Source organism: Paraburkholderia sp. GAS199 (assembly GCF_050436585.1).
Classification (GTDB): domain Bacteria; phylum Pseudomonadota; class Gammaproteobacteria; order Burkholderiales; family Burkholderiaceae; genus Paraburkholderia.
The window spans coordinates 1-18038 of record NZ_JBNDMM010000011.1; the positions used below are offsets into that span (position 1 = coordinate 1).

16 protein-coding genes are annotated in these 18038 nt (G+C 65.8%); 7 read left to right on the forward strand and 9 right to left on the reverse strand.

Translation table 11 applies throughout. From position 1 onward, the window contains the following. Positions 1 to 155: 155 nt before the first annotated feature. The 8 genes from P3T18_RS32205 to P3T18_RS32240 form a co-directional block, all read right to left on the reverse strand. Positions 156 to 1508, reverse strand: coding sequence for a c-type cytochrome (locus P3T18_RS32205; protein ID WP_429304018.1), 1353 nt, complete (start codon positions 1506 to 1508; stop codon positions 156 to 158). A gap of 2 nt (positions 1509 to 1510) precedes the next feature. Beyond that, a complete protein-coding gene (locus tag P3T18_RS32210) occupies positions 1511 to 3283 on the reverse strand; it encodes a GMC family oxidoreductase (protein WP_429304019.1) in 1773 nt (590 codons plus the stop codon). 96 nt (positions 3284 to 3379) lie between these two features. Continuing rightward, positions 3380 to 4051, reverse strand: a complete 672-nt coding sequence (locus P3T18_RS32215) for a gluconate 2-dehydrogenase subunit 3 family protein (RefSeq protein ID WP_429304020.1) — start codon at positions 4049 to 4051, stop codon at positions 3380 to 3382. Positions 4052 to 4334: 283 nt separating this feature from the next. Continuing rightward, entirely contained in the window at positions 4335 to 5648 is a 1314-nt protein-coding gene (locus P3T18_RS32220; RefSeq protein WP_429304021.1) for an MFS transporter, read from the reverse strand. Positions 5649 to 5739: 91 nt separating this feature from the next. Then, positions 5740 to 6639: an NAD(P)-dependent oxidoreductase gene (locus P3T18_RS32225; RefSeq protein WP_429304022.1), complete on the reverse strand. Its 900-nt coding sequence runs from the start codon at positions 6637 to 6639 to the stop codon at positions 5740 to 5742. Continuing rightward, positions 6636 to 8402, reverse strand: coding sequence for a dihydroxy-acid dehydratase (gene ilvD / locus P3T18_RS32230; RefSeq protein ID WP_429304023.1), 1767 nt, complete (start codon positions 8400 to 8402; stop codon positions 6636 to 6638). The genes P3T18_RS32225 and ilvD overlap by 4 nt, the downstream gene beginning before the upstream one ends. Positions 8403 to 8479: 77 nt before the next feature. Further along, positions 8480 to 9277: an SDR family NAD(P)-dependent oxidoreductase gene (locus P3T18_RS32235; protein WP_429304024.1), complete on the reverse strand. Its 798-nt coding sequence runs from the start codon at positions 9275 to 9277 to the stop codon at positions 8480 to 8482. Between the two features lie 45 nt (positions 9278 to 9322). Continuing rightward, a complete protein-coding gene (locus tag P3T18_RS32240; protein ID WP_429304025.1) occupies positions 9323 to 10687 on the reverse strand; it encodes an MFS transporter in 1365 nt (454 codons plus the stop codon). A 244-nt stretch (positions 10688 to 10931) separates the two neighbouring features. On the opposite strand from P3T18_RS32240, the gene P3T18_RS32245 reads away from it, so the two are divergent. Further along, positions 10932 to 11909 (forward strand): LysR family transcriptional regulator, encoded by a 978-nt coding sequence (locus P3T18_RS32245; RefSeq protein WP_429304026.1) that lies wholly within the window; start codon positions 10932 to 10934, stop codon positions 11907 to 11909. A 31-nt stretch (positions 11910 to 11940) separates the two neighbouring features. Here the strand turns inward: P3T18_RS32245 and P3T18_RS32250 are convergent, their stop codons facing one another. Beyond that, entirely contained in the window at positions 11941 to 12963 is a 1023-nt protein-coding gene (locus P3T18_RS32250; protein WP_429304027.1) for an amidohydrolase family protein, read from the reverse strand. A 112-nt stretch (positions 12964 to 13075) separates the two neighbouring features. Between P3T18_RS32250 and P3T18_RS32255 the strand changes: the two genes are divergently transcribed. The 6 genes from P3T18_RS32255 to P3T18_RS32280 all read left to right on the forward strand — a co-directional run bounded on the left by P3T18_RS32255 (position 13076) and on the right by P3T18_RS32280 (position 18017). Next, on the forward strand, positions 13076 to 13369 hold the full coding sequence (locus tag P3T18_RS32255; RefSeq protein ID WP_429304028.1) for a hypothetical protein: 294 nt from the start codon (positions 13076 to 13078) through the stop codon (positions 13367 to 13369). A 24-nt stretch (positions 13370 to 13393) separates the two neighbouring features. Then, entirely contained in the window at positions 13394 to 14329 is a 936-nt protein-coding gene (locus P3T18_RS32260) for an acyl-CoA dehydrogenase family protein (RefSeq protein WP_429304029.1), read from the forward strand. Between the two features lie 13 nt (positions 14330 to 14342). After that, positions 14343 to 15269, forward strand: a complete 927-nt coding sequence (locus tag P3T18_RS32265) for a VOC family protein (RefSeq protein ID WP_429304030.1) — start codon at positions 14343 to 14345, stop codon at positions 15267 to 15269. Next, the gene (locus P3T18_RS32270; RefSeq protein WP_429304031.1) at positions 15266 to 15763 is read left to right on the forward strand and encodes a flavin reductase family protein; all 498 of its coding nucleotides are present in this window, start codon (positions 15266 to 15268) and stop codon (positions 15761 to 15763) included. The genes P3T18_RS32265 and P3T18_RS32270 overlap by 4 nt, the downstream gene beginning before the upstream one ends. An 82-nt stretch (positions 15764 to 15845) precedes the next feature. Beyond that, positions 15846 to 17135 (forward strand): MFS transporter, encoded by a 1290-nt coding sequence (locus P3T18_RS32275; RefSeq protein WP_429304032.1) that lies wholly within the window; start codon positions 15846 to 15848, stop codon positions 17133 to 17135. Between the two features lie 18 nt (positions 17136 to 17153). Beyond that, positions 17154 to 18017: a fumarylacetoacetate hydrolase family protein gene (locus tag P3T18_RS32280; protein WP_429304033.1), complete on the forward strand. Its 864-nt coding sequence runs from the start codon at positions 17154 to 17156 to the stop codon at positions 18015 to 18017. Positions 18018 to 18038 lie beyond the last annotated feature (21 nt).

Below are 18038 nucleotides of genomic sequence, written 5' to 3' on the forward strand. Positions count from 1 at the left end.
CGGCGCGAGGTTGGCGGGGGGGGCCGCCCCGGGTGTGGGTGTTACCCCCGCGGGGCGATTGCTGAACGCCCCACCCCCACAAAAACCGGGGGGGGGCGGGCCCCCCCCCCCCCCCCCCCACGCCGCTTTTTATGGCTTGAATCGCCGCCTGTTTTTTATTGGCTCTGTGCGACGCCAATCGCCATCTGTGCACCCAGACTGCCGCGCGCTTTCTTGACGTCGTCCGCGGAAACGGCGGGCGCTGCATTGCCCCAGCTGTTGCGCACGTAGGTCGAGATGGCCGCGATGTCGCCGTCGCTGAGTTTCCAGCTGAAGTTCGGCATGGCTGCGCCCGTCGGATTGCTTTGCGTGACGGCGCCGCGACTGCCGATCAGAATCGTGCGCAGCATGTTGGCCGGATCGGGTGCCCGTGCACCGGCGCTATCCGCCAGCGACGACACCATCCCCGTCACGCCCTGGCCCGACGAACGATGACATGCCGCGCAATTCGCCATGAAAAGCGCGTGGCCGAGCGTCATGGTGGCATCGCTCGCGGCGAGTGCGGCAGGCGCCTTGCGATCCGAACCCGGCAAACTCTTGAGATACACGGCCACGGCGCGCAGGTCGGCCGGACTCATGTGTTGCAGCGAGTTGGTCACGGCTTCGGCCATCGGTCCCGACGCGACGCTGCGGTTATTGCCGCCCGTGTGCAGATACTCCACGATTTCGTCCGTCGACCATTTTCCGAGCCCCGTATACGCATTGCCAGTGATTTCCGGTGCGTACCAGCCTTGCAAAGCGCCGCCTTGCAACGCAGCCTTGTCGCCGCCGAGGAAGTTCTTCGCGGTATGGCACGACGCGCAGTGTCCGAGCCCTTCGACCAGATACGCGCCGCGATTCCATTCCACCGATTGCCGGTCGTCGTTCCGGAAGGGCGTGTTATCGAAGAACAACAGGTTCCATCCGAACATCAGCATGCGGATGTTGAACGGGAAGGGCAACTGATTCGCCTCCACCTTGTTGTTCACGGCGGGCACGGTGTCGAGATACGCCTTGATGTCCCGCAGATCCTGATCGCTGACCTTCGCGTAGGCCGTGTACGGCATGGCCGGGTAGAGGAATTCGCCGTGTTTGCCGCGGCCTTCCTTCACGGCGCGAATGAACTCGGCATCCGTCCACGTGCCGATACCGGTTTGCCTGTCTGGTGTGATGTTGCTCGCGACGATCTTGCCGAACGGCGTTTGCAGCGGCAAACCGCCCGCGAAGGGCTTGCCGCCCTCGGCGGTGTGGCAGGCAATGCAGTCGCCGGCACGGGCCAGATAGAGGCCGCGCCTGACGGCGTCCTGCGCGGCGTCGCCGTTGCCGTTGCCGTTGCCGCTATGGCTGGCCGACAGCGCAGCAGCGACATGCGCCGGCGTGTTTTGCGGCTTGTCCTGCGCATGCGCTTCGTCCGTGTGATCCCACGCGAGAAAAGCCGCGCCGGCGAGCAGCACGGCGCTCAAGGAGCCGATGAGTGTTCTCGTGCGCACGTTCAGATCCTCACCAGCGGGCCGGGCGATTTCAGGTACTGCGACTTGATGGCCTCGGCCGCCCACAAAGTCGTGGCGCCGACGGTGCCGGTCGGGTTGTAGCCGCCGTTATTGGCGAACGCGGAAGCGCCCACCACGAAGGTGTTGTGCACGTCCCAGCTTTGCAGGTAGCGATTCAGCGCACTCGTTTTCGGATCGTCGCCGATGATCGCGCCGCCGGTGGTATGCGAGGAAAGATTGTCCATCGGCGAGAACGGCCGGGTAGTCGGCTCGCTGCGCACGACGGTTTTCGCGCCCATCGCGTGACCGAGTTCTTCCGATTTGTCGGCCATGAATTTCGCCGACCGTTTGTCGTTTTCGATCCAGTCGAAGGTGACGCGCAGCAGCGGACGACCGAAGCGGTCCTTGTATTCCGGGTCGAGATCGAGATAGACGTCCCGATGCGGATAGCTGTTGCCCATCACGTAGATCGAGTTGTAGTTCTGGTATGCGTGCTGATACGCCTTCTTCCACTCGCTGCCCCAACGCGGTGTGCCGGGCGGCACACCGTTGGCGAGACCGATCGGCCGGCCGTTCGTCGAATGCACGAGCGCCACGCCGCCGCCGATGAAGTCGTGATGGCTGTGGTCGAAGTTATCGCTGTTGAAATCGTCGATAGCCTGCGCCAGTGCGCCCGCGCCGATGAACGGATTGAGCCGTTCGTTCTCGAAGAAAATCGACGCACCCGAGATGGTCTGATACGCGTAGTTGCGGCCTACCACGCCTTCGCCGGTATCGCGGTCGTACGGCTTGCCGATACCCGAGAGCAGCATCAAACGCACGTTGTCCATCTGATAGGCCGAAATCACGACGATATCCGCGGGCTGCTCCCACTCGTTGTTCTCGTGATCGACGAAAGTGACACCCGTTGCCGTCTTTTTGTCTTCAGCGAGATTCACGCGCAGCACTTCGGATTCGGTGATCACGCTGAAATTCTTGCGCTGCATGAGCGCCGGCATGATGCACGCCTGCGGGCTGCTCTTGGACCAGTTGCCGCAACCGAAGAATTCGCAGTAGCCACAATACGTGCACGGCGCCATGTGCACGCCGAGCGGATTCACATACGCGCCGGAGGTGTTGCCGGCCGGCACGGGGAACGGGTGATAGCCGAGTTCGCGCGCGGCCTTGTCGAACAGCGTGGCAACCCGCGTGCGCTCCAGCGGCGGCAGCGGATAGTCGCGATTTCGCGGACCTTCGAACGGATTGCCACCTTCCTGCAACTTGCCCTGAATGTTGCCGGCGCGGCCCGAGGTGCCGGCAAGGCGCTCGAAACGGTCGTAGAACGGTTCGAGATCGGCGTAGGTCACGCCCCAATCCTGCACCTGCATGCCCTCGAGAAATTTGCTCTTGCCGTAGCGCTCGACCGTGTTCGAATAGGTCTGGAAGTCGTTCGGCAGGAACCGCCACGTCATGCCGTTCCAGTGCGTGCCGGCGCCGCCTACGCCGATGCCGAACTGGTAGGTGTTCCAGTCGCGCAAGGGAAGGGCGGTCTGATCGGGCGTGTTGCGGAACGTCAGCGTTTCGACGGCAGGCGGCTGCATGAGCGCGCGACGCGTGGCGAAACGCAATTCGTCGGTGTCGACGGTAGTGGGGAAGTCGCTGCTGGTGTCGCGCCATGCGCCGCGTTCGATCGCGACGACGTTCAGACCGGCCTGGGTGAGCTCGTTTGCCATCAGCGAGCCGGCCCAGCCGAGGCCGACGATAACGGCGTCGGCCTTAGCACGTTTGAGTGCCATGTAATTCTCCGCTTGTTGCAGTGGGGTGCAGTGGGGTGCAGTGATGCAGTAAAAATGCGTGCTCGTTGCGTCAGCCTCGACGACTCGCGCTGCGCTTCAGCTCTTGCGGCCGATGAGGCTGATCGGAATGATCTTCAGGTCTTCGCCCTGACGGCCGATCACGTCGCGGAAATCGTATTGCGCGCCGGGAAAGCCGAGCATCTTCCAGCCGGCCATGTCCTTGTTGCCGCCGTAGATCGGATCGGCGAAGAAACCTTCGCGCACGTTCTGCAGAACGAGGTTGAAAAACGCTTTCGGATCGACCTGGCCGAGCGCGAGCGCGCCGGATTCGAGTTGCGTGAGAAGCGCATCCTGTTGTGCGGCGGACAGTGCGCTGAAGGCTTTGCCGCCGAAGTTCCGTTTGCAGTGTTCGTCGAGCGACTTCAGGCCGGCGCGATAGCGTTCGGCCGGCGTGTCTTTGATCTGCGGCCCCTGGCTCGGTGTGCCCGGTTTGAATTCGCCCAGCCGGTATTGCGTGGCGGCGCGGCCGTAGTCGCCGCTCAACTGACGGTCGATGAAGAGCGCGCAACCGGCTTCCTTGCCGCCGATGCTCAGGTCGTCCGACGGAATCAGGCGGTCGGCTATCGCTTCCACGGCGGCCACTTCTTCTGCCGTGAAGAACTTCCAGCCGTCCGGCACGACGGGTTCCGGCAACACCACCGGGTCCTTGAACCACGGCATGCCGCCGAAAATCACACGCGCTTTGGCCACCGCGATACCTGCGGCCATCAGGATCATTGACGAAAGAAATTTACGCCGTAACAACTCGTTTTCCCCAGAAAAGCATCGCAGATGCGAACGGAAACAGAAGGCGCGGGAGCGGTCCCGAGCCTTCGATTTCCGTATATTCTAACTGGTTAGTTAAAATTGAGTCAAAAAGCCGGCAGACGCGGATGCCGGCGGCGTGGGGTAAATCGCAGTCTGTCGGAGCGACTCGAAATGGACTCGACGCGCGCCAGTCACCCGGCGCGCGTCGATTCAGAAGCGGTCAGCAGGACCGCATGCGTGCCGCTCAGTCCGGGACGCGTGCCGCAATCTGCCCGCTCAAGGCCTTCAGTCCGAACGTTGCCACGAAGGTCAGCACGGCGCACACCAGCATGAAGTAGCCGGGCGCCGCGAGGTCGCCCGTGCGGCTGATGAGCCATGTGCCGATCAGCGGCGCCGTGCCGCTGAAAATCGTGAAGCTCAGATTGAACGCGAGCGCCACGCCGCTGAAACGCACGCGCGTGGGAAACATGTCCGCGATGATGCAGGCGAAGGTGCCGTTGATGAGCGCCGCACCGAGGCCGCCGAGCAGCATCAGCGGGATCAGGTCCATGCGATGGGCGACTGCCGCGTGATAGAACGGCATGGTGAGCAGGATCAGCAGCAGGGCGCCGGCACGCATCAGATGACGACGCGGCACGCTGTCGCCGATCCGTCCGACGATCAGGATGCCGAGCGACGCCGTTGCCAATGCCACGTTCTGACCGAGCGCCACCTGATGCGGGTCGTAATGCAGCACTTTGTCGAGATACGCAGGCATGTGGGCGAACAGCAGACCGTTGTAGCCGGCGGTGGCCGCGATGGTGAGTATGCCGAGCAGCACCGGCCGCCAGTGTTCGCGCATGAGTTCGGCGAACGGATGCTTCGAGGCGATGTGCTTCATGTGCGCGAATTCCGGCGTTTCTTCCAGCTTGCGACGCAGCCAGAAACCGAGCAGTCCGATCACACCGCCGAAGATGAACGCAAAGCGCCAGCCGTAGTTGGCGACGTCGTCCGGGGTCAGCACGGCATGCACGCCGAGATTCACCGCCGCCGCGAGCAGCACGCCCGAGTTGACGCAGAAGAACACGATGCCGCACACGAAGCCGGCACGGCGCGGCACGGTTTCGACCACGTAGGTGATCGAGCCGGGCAACTCGCCGCCCAGGCAGAAGCCCTGCACCAGCCGCAGCAGGATCATCGTGAACGTGGCGGCGATGCCCCAGCTGGCGTAGGTCGACACGAGGCCCATGCCGATGGTCGAGAGCGACACGACGATCACCGAGACGATGAACACGCGTCGCCGTCCGTAGCGGTCGCCGAACCAGCTGAGCACCGCGCCGCCGATGGGCCGCGACAGGTAGCCGATGGCGAACACCGCGAACGAGAGCACCAGCGCCATCATCGGGTCGAGCATCGAAAAGAACGCGCGGCCGATGAATTGCGCGAACACGCCGTAGACGACGAAGTCGTAGAACTCCAGCGCACCGCCGAGGCTCGCGAGAATGATCAGCCGCCACTGGCTCGCGCTCAGGCTGTCGAACGACGCGCCGCGCACGTTTGCCGATTCGAGGTTTTGCATCTTGTCTCCTGACGCATGGCTTATAGGTCGACCCGGCGCGCCCGCCATGCAGCGACGGCCGGTGTTCGTGCAAAACCTCGCGCACGCTATCTCATGCGTGCGTGGTCGCGTCCGTCTCCAGTTCCACGGTGACGATCTGCGAGATATCGGCGTCGCCGAGACCTTGCGCGACGGCCTGTGCGAGCCAGCGCCGCACGAGTCCCGCGACCGGCATCGCCGCGCCGCTCTCGCGCGCCAGTTGCTCGACCGCGTCGAGGTCCTTCAGCATGGTGCGGATCGTGCCGGACGCCTGTGGGGGTGGTTCGATCATGCGCGGCATCAGCGTTTGCAGCAGCACGGAATCCGCCCAGCCGCCGGCGAGCGCGGCAGGCATGCGCGTGGCGTCGATGCCGGCGTGGCGAGCCAGTCGGGTGGCTTCGGCAAGCGCGGCGATCGTCGTCATGACGATGGTCTGGTTCGCGAGTTTGGTGGACTGTCCCGCGCCGGTGCCGCCCATGCGCGTGACGCGCGCGGCGTAGGCGCCGAGGATCGGCGCGAGCGTGTCGATCAGCGCGGCGTCGCCGCCCGCCATGATGGCGAGCGTGCCCGCTGCCGCGCCGGCCGTGCCGCCGGAGACCGGCGCGTCGATCCACTGACCGCCGGTCAGTTCGTGCCAGCGCTGTGCGAACACCCGCGTTTGTGACGGCGCGAGCGTGGAATGATCGACGAGCGTCGCGCCTCGACGCGCGCGGCTCGCGAGGCCGTCGGCGCCGAACGCCACGGCTTCGACCGCGGCGGCGTCCGCGAGACAGAGCATCACGATGTCGGCGCCGGCCGCGACCTTGGCGGCCGATTCGCAGGCCACGCAGTTCGCCGCCGCCGACTGCAAGGTCTCGGCTTTGGTGGCCGAACGGTTCCACACGTGCAGCGGATAACCTGCCTGGGCGAGCCGTTGCGCCATCGGCTCGCCCATCTTGCCGAGTCCGCAAAAACCGAGCAGCGCGAGCGTCATACGGCGGCTCCGTCGTCGCCCGGTGTGGGTGCGTCGTACGGCCACTCGACATTGCCCGAATGCGTAATCGCGCCGAGGTGCGCAGGACGCACCAGCGCCTCGTATTTTTCGAGCACGCCGGCGAGGCGGCGCTTCACCGGCGGCGGCGCATCGGCACGGCGCCGGGCGAGTTCGTCGTCCGACAGTTCGACGCGCAGAATGCCTTCGCGCGCGTCGATATGCACGCGGTCGCCGTTGCGCAGCAGACCGATCGGACCGCCCGCCGCGGCTTCCGGTCCGACGTAGCCGATGCACAGGCCGCGCGTCGCGCCCGAAAAGCGGCCGTCGGTGAGCAGCGCCACTTTCTCGCCCATCCCCTGACCGTAGATGGCGGCCGTTACGCTGAGCATTTCGCGCATGCCGGGACCGCCTTTCGGTCCTTCGTTGCGAATCACCAGCACGTCGCCTTCGCGGTAATCGCGCGCCGCGACCACCGCCATGCAGTCTTCTTCGCATTCGAAGACGCGCACCGCGCCCGTGAACGCGAGCGACTTGAGTCCGGCGATTTTCAGGCACGCGCCGTCCGGTGCAAGATTGCCGCGCAGGATCACGAGCCCGCCGTTTTCGCCGAGCGGTTCGTCGCACGGACGCACCACCGTGCCGTCCGGTCCGCCGAAAGCGCGCAAGGCTTCGGCGAGCGTGCCGCCGCCGAGCGCGGGCACGTCGCCATGCAAAAAGCCGCCTGCCAGCAGCGCGTTCAGCACCGCCGGCACGCCGCCCGCGTGATGCAGATCCTGGGCGAGATAGCGGCCGCCCGGTTGCAGATCGCCGATCAGCGGAATCTTCGCGAAGACGCGTTGCACGTCGTCCAGCGTGAAGCGGATGCCGGCTTCGTTGGCGATAGCCGGAATGTGCAGCGCGGCATTGGTCGAGCCGCCGGTGGCCGCCACCGCCGCGCAGGCGTTCTCCAGGCTTTCCATGGTGACGAGATCGCGCGGCAGCGGGCCGCCTTGCGTCAGGATGCGCATGACGGTCTCGCCCGCGCGGCGCGCAATCGCGATCCGTTCGCTATAGACGGCCGGCACCATCGCCGAGCCGAGCGGCGCGAGGCCGAGCGTTTCCGCCACCATCGCCATGGTGTTCGCGGTGAACTGGCCGGGACACGATCCGGCAGTCGGCGTGCATTGCTTTTCGATAGCGTCGAGTTGCGCGCGGCTGATGTCGCCGCGCTGCGCCGTGCCTACCGCTTCGATGGTGGTGAGAATCGTGGACTGGCGTTGCAGGCCGGTGCCTGCACCGCCGGGCAACTGGCCGGGTGCGACACCCGGCAGCATTGCGCCGCCGAACAGAAACACGCCGGGCACGTTCACGCGCACCATGCCCATCAGGATGCCGGGCAGGGTCTTGTCGCAACCGGCCACGCCGATCAGCGCGTCGTAGTTGTGCGCGCGCACGAACAGCTCGACGCTGTCCGCGACCACTTCGCGCGAGACCAGACTCATGCGCATGCCCGAATGATTCATCGAGGTGCCGTCGGAGACCGAGATCGCCGAGCCGCGAATCGGCACGCCGCCGCCTGCGGCAATGCCGAGCCGCACGTTGTCGGAGACCTGATTGAGCGACATCGAACAGGGCGTGTTCTCGCCGAACGTATCGACGATCGCGACGAAGGGTTTTTGCATCGACTCGTCGTCGAGTCCGGTGGCGCGCAGGAACGCGCGATGCGGCGCCCGCGTGACGCCGTCGGTCACGCGGCGCGAGCGGTGCTTGTGCAGATTGGTCATGGGGAAAGTCCGTTGTCTTTTGAGCTGCGTTGCAGGGTGAGCCGCGGCGGGTCAAGTTCGCCGCGCCGCCAATGCCGTCAGCCGTTCAGCAGCAGGCCGTTTTCGGCGGCGATTACCTGGCCCGTGATGCCCGGCGCCTGGGTCGCGAGGAACCAGGCGAGATCGGCAATTTCGGCGGGCATGGAGACGCGTTTGAGCGGCGCCTGTTCGGTCATTCTGGCGAGCACGCCGTCATAGGCGTGCGGGTCGAGCACGCGCAGCAACAGGCCGTCGTCGACCATGCCGGGCGCGATCGCGTTGACGCGCACGTGCGGCGCGAGACTGCGCGCGAGCGACAGCGTCAGCGTGTTGACCGCGCCTTTCGACGCGGCATACGCGATCGACGAGCCCGTGCCGTTGAGTCCCGCGAGCGACGAAATATTGATGACGCTGGTGCTGCGCTTCACGTTCGACAGGCCGGCCGATTCGCGCAGCAAGGGCACCGCCGCGCGCGTCATCTGATAGAGACCGATGAGGTTCACGCGGTACACGCGTTCGAATTCGAGCGCGTCGATTTCGTCGAAGGCGTTGTGCGGAATCACGCGGGTCGTGCCGGCGCAGTTGATCAGCGTGTCGATGCGTTGCCAGCGGCTCGCCACGCTGTCCATCGCGCGGCGGCAGTGGGCGTCGTCGCCGACGTCGGCGTCGAAAACCAGGGTGTCGGCGCCGACTTCGCGGCAGGCCGCCTCGACGGCCAGCGCGGCGTCGCGCGTGCTGTCGTCGAAGTTGCCGATCGCCACCGACCAGCCCGCCTGCGCGAAGCGCAGCGCGCTCGCCGCGCCGATTCCCGAAGCCGAGCCTGTCACCACGCAGACAGGCGTGCTCGATTGCGTCATGTTCAGGTCCTATGGGTTAAGTGCGTTGAAACGGGTTGCGCTGATTCAGGTGCGCTGCGCGATGCCGGCGTTGCCCGCGCCGGCGTTCAGCGCCGAAGCGCGTTTGAGCGGCATGCGCAGCACGATGGCCGCGCCGATCAGCAGCGCGACGGCAATCGCGAGCATGCCCGGCAGCAGCTTGCCGCCGCTCATGTCGGACAGCCGCCCGACGATGAACGGGCTCACGAAGCCGGCCAGGTTGCCGGTGCAATTGATCACGGCGATACCCGCCGCCGCGCCCGCGCCGCCGAGCAGCGCGGTCGGGATGCCCCAGAACACCGGCGCGATCGAATTGATGCCGATGGCCGCGACGATCAGCGCCACGATCGACACCGTCACGTTCGACGCGAACAGCACCGAGGCCAGCAGGCCGAATGCGCCGATCGTGCAGCAGACGGCGACATGCACGCGGCGTTCGTCGTGGCGATCCGCGTGACGCGCGATCAGCACCATCGCGACCGCGCTGATGAGCGACGGCACCGCCGACAACCAGCCGATGTTGCCAAGGCTCGCCACGCCGCTCGCCTTGATGATGGTCGGCACCCAGAACGCGAGGCCGTAATTGCCCATCGCGATGCAGAAGTACAGCAGCCCGAGCAGCCACACTCGCTTGCTCGCGAAGGCGCCGCGTGCCGAGGTTTCGGTGCGCGTGACCGCGTCGCGGGCGAGGTCGGCGGCAAGGCGCGCTTTTTCGTCGGCGTTCAGCCAGCGCACGTTGTCGATGCGGTCGTGCAGCACGAAGAACGCCGCGATGCCGACCGCGAGCGAGCCGATGCCTTCCACGAGAAACAGCCAGCGCCATCCGGCGAGGCCGTAGGTGCCCGCGAAATGGGCCATCAGCCAGCCCGAGAGCGGACCGCCGATCGCGCCGGACACCGGAATCGCGGTCATGAAAAGCGCGATGATCTGCGAGCGTCTGGCCGACGGAAACCAGTTGGACAGATACAGCAGAATGCCGGGGAAAAAGCCCGCTTCGGCGACACCCAGCAGAAAGCGCATCACGTAGAACGAGGTCGGGCCGCTCACGAACATCGTCAGGCCCGACACGATGGCCCACGTGACCATGATCCGCGCGATCCAGCGGCGCGCGCCGACCTTGTTGAGGATCAGGTTGCTCGGCACCTCGAAGAAGAAATAGCCGACGAAGAAAATGCCCGCGCCCGCGCCGTAGACCGTTTCGCTCAGTGACAGGTCCGAGAGCATCTGCAGTTTGGCGAAGCTCACGTTCACGCGGTCGATATACGCCACCACGAAAGCGAGAAACAGAAACGGCACGATGCGTCGCGTGAGTTTCGCGTAAAGCGCGGCGTTGTGAGGGTCGGCCGCATCGGTGCTGCCCGCGGACCCCGACCCGTATGAAGGGACGCTCATGGTTGTCTCCAGTGCGCGCGTTCGGCGCGCTGTCTCGTTGCTGGTTCGTTGTTTGTTCGTTCTGGTACGGCTGCGCTGCGTGAATGCCGGACTGATGCGCCGCACGCCCTTGCCGCGAACCGCTGCCTTCTGATGGCAGTGTCGAAAGAGTAGACGCCACGAAGGCGTTGCCGCAAATCACGTTTTCGGCGAAAGTCATAACTGAACAGTTATGCCGAACCGTTTTTCCGGGAAAACCCTTGCCATGCAAAACAACGATCCGATCGAGCGTTTCTTTCGCAGCGGACTCAAACTGCCGCATCTGCGGATTCTCGTGAGCCTTGCTGAGCTTGGCCAGGTCACGCGTGTGGCGGCCGCGTTCCACGTCACGCAACCGGCCATTTCGAAGCAGATCGGCGAAATCGAAGACGCGCTCGGCGTGCCGGTCGTGAACCGGGTCGGTAATGCGCTGGAGCTGACCGGCATCGGCCAGGTGATCGTCGCGTGCGGCCGCGAGGTGTTGCGGCATATCGAACTGGCGCGGCGCGATGTCAGCGCGCTCGCGTCGGGCACGGGCGGTCACGTGCGGGTCGGCGCGGTGGTGACGATTCCCGAACCGCTGATCGCGAACTCGGTGCAACTCTTCATGCGGCGCGCGCCGTCGGCGTCGCTGTCGTTCGCGGAAGCCACGCTCGACCGTCAGATCAAGATGCTCGACGACGGCGACCTCGATATCGCGCTCGGCCGCAACCGCATTCCCGCCACGCAAACCGCGCTACGCCAGGAAGTGGTGCACCGCGAGCCCTTCGTGTTCGTGGTCGGCGCGCATCATCCGCTCGGCGACCCGGACCGTCAGGTAACTTGGGACGATCTGCGCGCAACCCGCTGGATCACGCCGATGCACGGCTCGCCCGCCTACGCCACCCTGATCGAGACCCTGAGCGCGCACGACATCGCGGTGGGCGGCGGCGCGGTCGAATCGAGCGCGCTGACGCTGAACATCGCGCTGATCCGCAGCGGCGATTTCGTCTCGATCCTGCCGATGTCCACCGCCAGACCGCATGTGATGCGCGGCAATATGCGCGTGCTGCCGTTGCCGCCGCTGGAGCCGCTCGGCGAGATCGTCGCGTACTGGCGCGCCGATTCGAGCCTGCCCGCCGCGCAACTGTTCAACGCCTGCCTGCGCGAAGTGGCGGGCGAGTTGATGCACGACACGAGCGGGTCCGCGCTGGATGCGGCCTGAATTGACGCGGGCGGCCCATGTGGCCTGAGCGTCACGCAAGGTTCAGCCAGCGCGCGGCGTTGCGCCAGCGTAAAGCTTCCCGCACGGCGTCGCTCAGACCCAATGAATCGACGCGGGCGGCCGGATCGGTGTCCATGATGGCGAACGGATAGTCGGTGCCGATCATCAGGCGGTCTTCGCCCACGGTGTCGAGCAGCGCGCGGATCGCCGTGGCGCTGTAGAGCAGGTCGTCGTAATAGAGGGTGCGGGCGGCTTCCATTGGCGCGACAGGCATGGCGTCGCGCAACGCGTTCTGACACTCCCACGCGAACTGCATGCGCGGCAGCAAGGTTTGGATCGCGCCGCCGCCGTGACTGAGCGCAATGCGCAGGCGCGGAAAGCGGCTCATCAGCCCGCCCGTGACGATCGACGCGGCCGCCAGCCCGATCTCACCCGGAAACGCGACGATCTGTTCGAGCGACGCCGGCCCGACCAGCCGCTCCATCCCGGCCGGCCGCAGCGGATGAACGAAAATCGCCGCGCCGCACGCCTGCGCGGCCTCGAAAAACGGCCAGAAGCGCGGGTCGCCGATCGGCACGCCGCCCACGTTGCTGCCCACCTCGATACCCGACAGCCCGAGCGTGCCGACCGCGAATTCCATCTCCCGGATCGCCCGGTCGATGTCCTGCAACGGCGCCGCGCCGAGCGCGCTGAAGCGCTCCGGTGCGCGCGCCACCATGTTCGCGAGCGTCTCGTTCAGAAAGCGCGACAGCAACGCGCCGTCTTCCGCATCCAGCCAGTACGACAGCAGTTCCGGCATCGGCGAGAGCACCTGCCGCGCGACGCCGAGCCGCTCCATGTCCGCGCGTCTCACTTCGCTGTCCCACGCCTGATTCGACACCGTGCGATACACCTTGCCCGACACCATCACGTGCCGGTGACAGGGCTGCGCCTCGCGCATCGACGGCCACGGCGCACCCGCGCGGCTGCCGACGTAGGCGGGGAAATCGTGCGGGACCACATGCGTATGGATATCGATGCAGCCGCAACGCGCTGTCGGGATATGAGTCGTCATTCGGGTAACTCCTGGGCTCGTGAGTCTGCTTTAAAGGTTGCAAAACCAACCATTACAGGTTTTAATTCGATCATGGATTGGTTGCTTTTGCAATAGTTTAGGAGACTACCGAATGACCTCTGTTTCAAGCATCCTCGAACGTCCGGCCGCCGTGCGCAGCGTCGACGCCGCCGACCTGTCGGGACACGATCTGTTCGCGCGTCTGCTCGACGCCGCAGCGCAATTGCGCGTGGTAGTGGCGCAGCGCGCCCGTCAAACCGAACTGGACCGTCGCGTTTCCGCCGACATCACGCAGCAGCTGAAAGATGCCGGCCTCTACCGTGTCGTGCAGCCGCGCCGTTTCGGCGGATACGAACTGGGCCTCGAAGCGTTGCGAAGCCTCGCGTTCGAAATCGGCCGCGGCTGAACGTCCACCGGCTGGTGTTATGGCTTGAGCGCCGCCGCCCCGTGGGTGCTCGGCATGTTTCCGGAAGCGGCGCAGCAGGACGTCTGGGGCGACTCGCCCGACGCGCTGCTCGCTTCGTGCATCGCGCCGACCGGCAAGGCCGTGCCGGTTGAGGGCGGCTATCGCCTGAAGGGCCGCTGGAGTTTCGGCAGCAATAGCGACAACGCGCAATGGCTCGCGCTCGGCGCGATGGTCGAGCAACCGGAAGGCGTGCCGCCGCGGCCGATTTTCCTGCTCGTGCCGCAGGGCGAATACCGGATTCTCGATACGTGGCATACGGTCGGTCTCGCCGGCACCGGCAGCAAGGACATCGCGATCGAAGACGAGGTGTTCGTTCCCGCGCACCGCACGGTGTCGTTCGCCAATGTGCTGGAGCAGGAAGCGCCGGGCGCGCAGATTCACGAATCCGCGTTGTACCGCGTGCCGTTTCTCAGCGGCTTTCCGCCCTTGCTGGCCAATCCCGCGGTCGCGGCGTTGCGCGGAGCGATCGACGAATTCGTCGCCAGCATCGCGGCACGCGCCACGCGCGGCGCTTTTGCGGGCGGCGGTGCGTCCATCTCGCAGTTCGGCCACGTGCAGACCGCGGTCGCGCAGGCGGAAGCGGCGGTCGACGCCGCGCAACTGATCCTGCAGCGCGATCTGCAACTCGTCACCGCGCAGGTCGACGCGGGCGAAAAACTGAGCGTCGAGCAACGCATCACCTTGCGACGCGGCCATGCCTATTCGGTGCGGCTGTGTGTCGAGGCGATCGACGCGCTGTACGACGTGGTGGGCGGCACCGGCATCCAGCTCGACAACGGCATCCAGCGTGCCTGGCGCGACATCAACGCGCTTGCGCATCACATCAGCGTGAACTGGCAGGCCGTGTCCACGATGTACGGACAGATGCGTCTCGGCCTGCCGCCGCGCGGCCAGTATTGAAGGAGATCGAGCGATGGTCCGATACCGGAAGCTGGGACGCGTCGAACTGAACGTCACCCAGTTGCAAACCGCCCGCCGTTTTTACGAAGAGATCGTCGGGCTGCAATACGTCGACACGGCCGCCGACGGCGGCATCCGTCTGCGTTGCGATCAGGATCACCACAACGTGGTGCTGTACGAAGCGCGCGAAGCAGGACTGCGCTGCGCCGGTTTCATGCTGGAAGACGCGGCGCAGTTCGCGCCGCTGATCGAGCGTCTCGCGAGCGCCGGTTTGACGGTGCATGAAATCGACGAGCGCACCTGTCGCGCGCGTGCGCAGAGCAGGGCGATACGCGTCTTCGAACCGCTGGTGGGCGCGACGGTGGAGTTCTATGTGCCGTCGGCGGATTCGGCGCGTCCGTTCCAGGCGTCGGTGACGCGCATCCAGCGGCTCGGCCACGTCGTGTTCAACACGCCGGACGCGGCGCGCGCCGTCGAATTCTGGCGCGACGTGCTGAATTTCCGCGAGTCGGATTCGGTCGGCGAGTTCATCACGTTCATGCGCTGCTGGCCGAGTCCGTGGCATCACGGCATCGGCATCGCGCAATACGAGCGCCGCAGTCTGCATCACGTCAACTACATGGTGACGGAGATCGACGACATCGGACGCGCCTTGACGCGGCTGAAAAACGCCGGCTCGGACATCGTGTTCGGACCGGGCCGTCATCCCGCGTCGGACAGCGTGTTTCTGTACTTCCTCGATCCGGACGGCCTCACGATGGAATACAGCTTCGGCATGGAGGCGTTTCCCGAAGCGTTTCCGCGTGCGCCGCGCCGCATCGAACCGTCGCCGGTGTCGCTGGATTACTGGGGATCGACGCGCGATCCGCGCTGCTTTACCGGTGCCGGCGCGAACGCCGCGCCTGAATTCAACCTTGAACGAGTCGGGGAAAAAGCATGAGCACGTCATCTGTCGATAGCCGTGAATTGCGCAATGCGCTGGGCCGTTTCGCCACGGGCGTGTGCATCGTCACGACGCGCACAGAAGACGGACGCAAGGCCGCGCTGACCGTCAATTCGTTCTGTTCCGTTTCGCTCGATCCGCCGCTGGTGGCCTGGTATCTCAACGACCGCGCGCCGAGCCTGCCGGTGTTCAGGGAGTCGGGTTATTTCGCGGTGCACATTCTCGCGGCCGGCCAGCAGGATCTCGCGAGTCATTTCGCGCGGCCGTCGGAGGACAAGTTCGCGTCCTTCAGCGACCGGATCGGCTCCGGGCTCGGCGACGTGCCGGTGCTCGGCGATACGCTGGCGCGCTTCGAATGCCGCACTGCCGCCATCGAGACTTATGGCGATCACGTGATGGTGCTCGGTCACGTCGAGCGTTTTTCGTACGGCAGCGAATCGCCGCTGCTGTTTCACGCCGGACGCTTCATCGAGCACGGCAGCCCGGCCTGAAGACATGACGTGGCGCCAGGTGACGTTTTGCGTCTTGCGCCGCGCTGCATAACAAAAGCAACTGGAGACAATCGTGCGAGGTATGTTCAGGAATCGCTGGTGGATCGTGTTCGGCTCGGTCCTGGGACTGATCGTCGGTAACGTCACGGTCCTGCAGTTTTCGGCTTCGGTGCTGATGAAGCCGATCATGCTGGAGCTTGGCTGGAATCGCAGCATGGTGTCCGCCGCCGTGCTGCTCGGCTCGGTGTTTGCGGCGCTGGCCACGCCGCTGGCCGGCAAGCTGATGGATCGTCACGGCATCAAACGGGTCACGCTCGCCGCCATCACGCTGTTTGCGCTCGCCATTGCGGCGATGTCGCTGGCGCCCGGCGTGCCGGTGGTGTTTCTCGCGATGTTTTCGCTGGTCGGACTGTTCAGCGCGGGACAGGCGCCGCTGCCGTACGCCAAGGCGATTGCCGCCGCCTTCGACCGGCGGCGTGGACTCGCCATGGGCATCGCCATGACGGGCGTCGGGCTGGGCGCGGCGCTGGTGCCGCGCCTCACGCAACTGTATCTCGACCGCTTCGGCTGGCGCGGTGCATACGTCGCGGTGGGCGCGACGGTGTTCGTGATCGCGTTCGTCGCGGTGGCGCTGTTCGTCGGCAACGCGGACAACGTGCCGCGCGCGGCGACGTCGGCGCGCGGTAGTGGGAACGCTCATGGTCATGGTCACGATCATGCGCGCGGCCTGCCCGGCATCGAGGCGAGCGTGGCGGTGCGCAGCCCGCACTTCTGGATGCTCGCGGTGGTGTTCCTGTGCATTCCCATCGTCACCAACGGCACCATCGCGCATCTGGTTCCCTTGCTCACCGACTGCGGCATTCCCGCCAGCCGCGCGGTGGCGGTTTTCTCGGGCATCGGTGTGTCGCTGATCGTCGGGCGTCTGCTGTGCGGCTTCCTGCTGGACCGTTTCTTCGGACCTCACGTGGCGGTCGCGTTCGTGATCCTGCCCGCGCTCGGCGTCCTGACGCTGCTCGCCAGCCGCGATCCCGCACTCACGACGGCCGGCGCGGTGCTGGTCGGTCTCGGCATGGGCGCGGAAGTCGATCTGATCGCGTATCTGCAAAGCCGCTATTTCGGGCTGCGCGCGTTCGGCCAGATCTACGGCTACCTGTTCGCGGTATTCACCGTCGGCACCGGACTCGGCCCCTTCGTGATGGGCGCCACGTTCGACGCCGCGGGCTCCTATCGTCCCGCGCTGACCGGTTTCGTCGCCGTGCTGGCCTGCGCCGCCGTTCTGCTGTTGCGGCTGCCACGCCGCTATCCGTTTCCCGTCGTGGCGCACGGAGAAACGCGGCTCAACGAAGACGCGTCTCCCGCAAGCCTCGCCTAACTTCACTCTTCGACACTCATGAAACTCGTTACTTATCGACATCACGGCAAGACCTCGATCGGCAAAGTGGAAGGCGATCGCGTGATCGACCTGCCGCGCAACGACGCCGGGTTGCCCGACACCATGCTGGCGCTTCTGCAGGCCGGTCCCGACGCGATGGCGCGCGCGCACGCCGTGCGCGGCGATCATGCCGTGCCGCTCGTCGAGGCCGAACTGCTCGCGCCGCTGCCCAATCCTTCGAAGTTCCTCGCGATCGGCATGAACTATCGCAAGCACGTGGAGGAGGCCGCCAAGGTCGGCGTCACGACGCCGCCGACGCAAGTGTGGTTCAACATGCAGGTCTCCTGCATCAATGGTCCGTTCGGCGACGTGCATCTGCCCAAGGTGTCGGACAAGCTCGATTACGAAGTCGAGTTGTGCGCCGTGATCGGCCGTCGCTGCAAACACGTGTCGCGCGACAAGGCGAGTGCCTACGTGGCCGGCTACATGGTTTGCAACGACGTCTCGGTGCGCGACTGGCAACTCGCCACGCAGACCATGACCATCGGCAAATCCTTCGACACCTGCGGTCCCACCGGGCCGTGGATCGTCACGCCGGACGAACTCGGCGATCCGCACGCGCTGCGCTTGCGCATGTGGGTGAACGGCGAGTTGCGTCAGGACGACGAGACGGGCGCGATGATCCACGACATCTACGCGCAGATCGCGCACCTCTCCACCGCCTTCGTGCTCGAACCGGGCGATCTGCTGGCGACCGGCACGCCGTCCGGTGTGGGCGTGGCGATGAGCCCGGCCCGCTATCTGCAGATCGGCGACGTGATGCGCGCCGAGATCGACGGTATCGGGGCGATCGAGAATCGTGTCGTGGCCGAGCCGGCGTGAGTGCCGCAACCCAATCAGGAA

What these genes read in the sequence shown, in the direction of transcription:
- P3T18_RS32210 (WP_429304019.1), bottom strand. Translation starts at nt 3,283, where the DNA reads ATGGCACTCAAACGTGCTAAGGCCGACGCCGTTATCGTCGGCCTCGGC.
- P3T18_RS32215 (WP_429304020.1), bottom strand. Translation starts at nt 4,051, where the DNA reads ATGGCCGCAGGTATCGCGGTGGCCAAAGCGCGTGTGATTTTCGGCGGC.
- P3T18_RS32220 (WP_429304021.1), bottom strand. Translation starts at nt 5,648, where the DNA reads ATGCAAAACCTCGAATCGGCAAACGTGCGCGGCGCGTCGTTCGACAGC.
- P3T18_RS32225 (WP_429304022.1), bottom strand. Translation starts at nt 6,639, where the DNA reads ATGACGCTCGCGCTGCTCGGTTTTTGCGGACTCGGCAAGATGGGCGAG.
- ilvD (WP_429304023.1), bottom strand. Translation starts at nt 8,402, where the DNA reads ATGACCAATCTGCACAAGCACCGCTCGCGCCGCGTGACCGACGGCGTC.
- P3T18_RS32235 (WP_429304024.1), bottom strand. Translation starts at nt 9,277, where the DNA reads ATGACGCAATCGAGCACGCCTGTCTGCGTGGTGACAGGCTCGGCTTCG.
- P3T18_RS32240 (WP_429304025.1), bottom strand. Translation starts at nt 10,687, where the DNA reads ATGAGCGTCCCTTCATACGGGTCGGGGTCCGCGGGCAGCACCGATGCG.
- P3T18_RS32245 (WP_429304026.1), top strand. Translation starts at nt 10,932, where the DNA reads ATGCAAAACAACGATCCGATCGAGCGTTTCTTTCGCAGCGGACTCAAA.
- P3T18_RS32250 (WP_429304027.1), bottom strand. Translation starts at nt 12,963, where the DNA reads ATGACGACTCATATCCCGACAGCGCGTTGCGGCTGCATCGATATCCAT.
- P3T18_RS32255 (WP_429304028.1), top strand. Translation starts at nt 13,076, where the DNA reads ATGACCTCTGTTTCAAGCATCCTCGAACGTCCGGCCGCCGTGCGCAGC.
- P3T18_RS32265 (WP_429304030.1), top strand. Translation starts at nt 14,343, where the DNA reads ATGGTCCGATACCGGAAGCTGGGACGCGTCGAACTGAACGTCACCCAG.
- P3T18_RS32270 (WP_429304031.1), top strand. Translation starts at nt 15,266, where the DNA reads ATGAGCACGTCATCTGTCGATAGCCGTGAATTGCGCAATGCGCTGGGC.
- P3T18_RS32275 (WP_429304032.1), top strand. Translation starts at nt 15,846, where the DNA reads ATGTTCAGGAATCGCTGGTGGATCGTGTTCGGCTCGGTCCTGGGACTG.
- P3T18_RS32280 (WP_429304033.1), top strand. Translation starts at nt 17,154, where the DNA reads ATGAAACTCGTTACTTATCGACATCACGGCAAGACCTCGATCGGCAAA.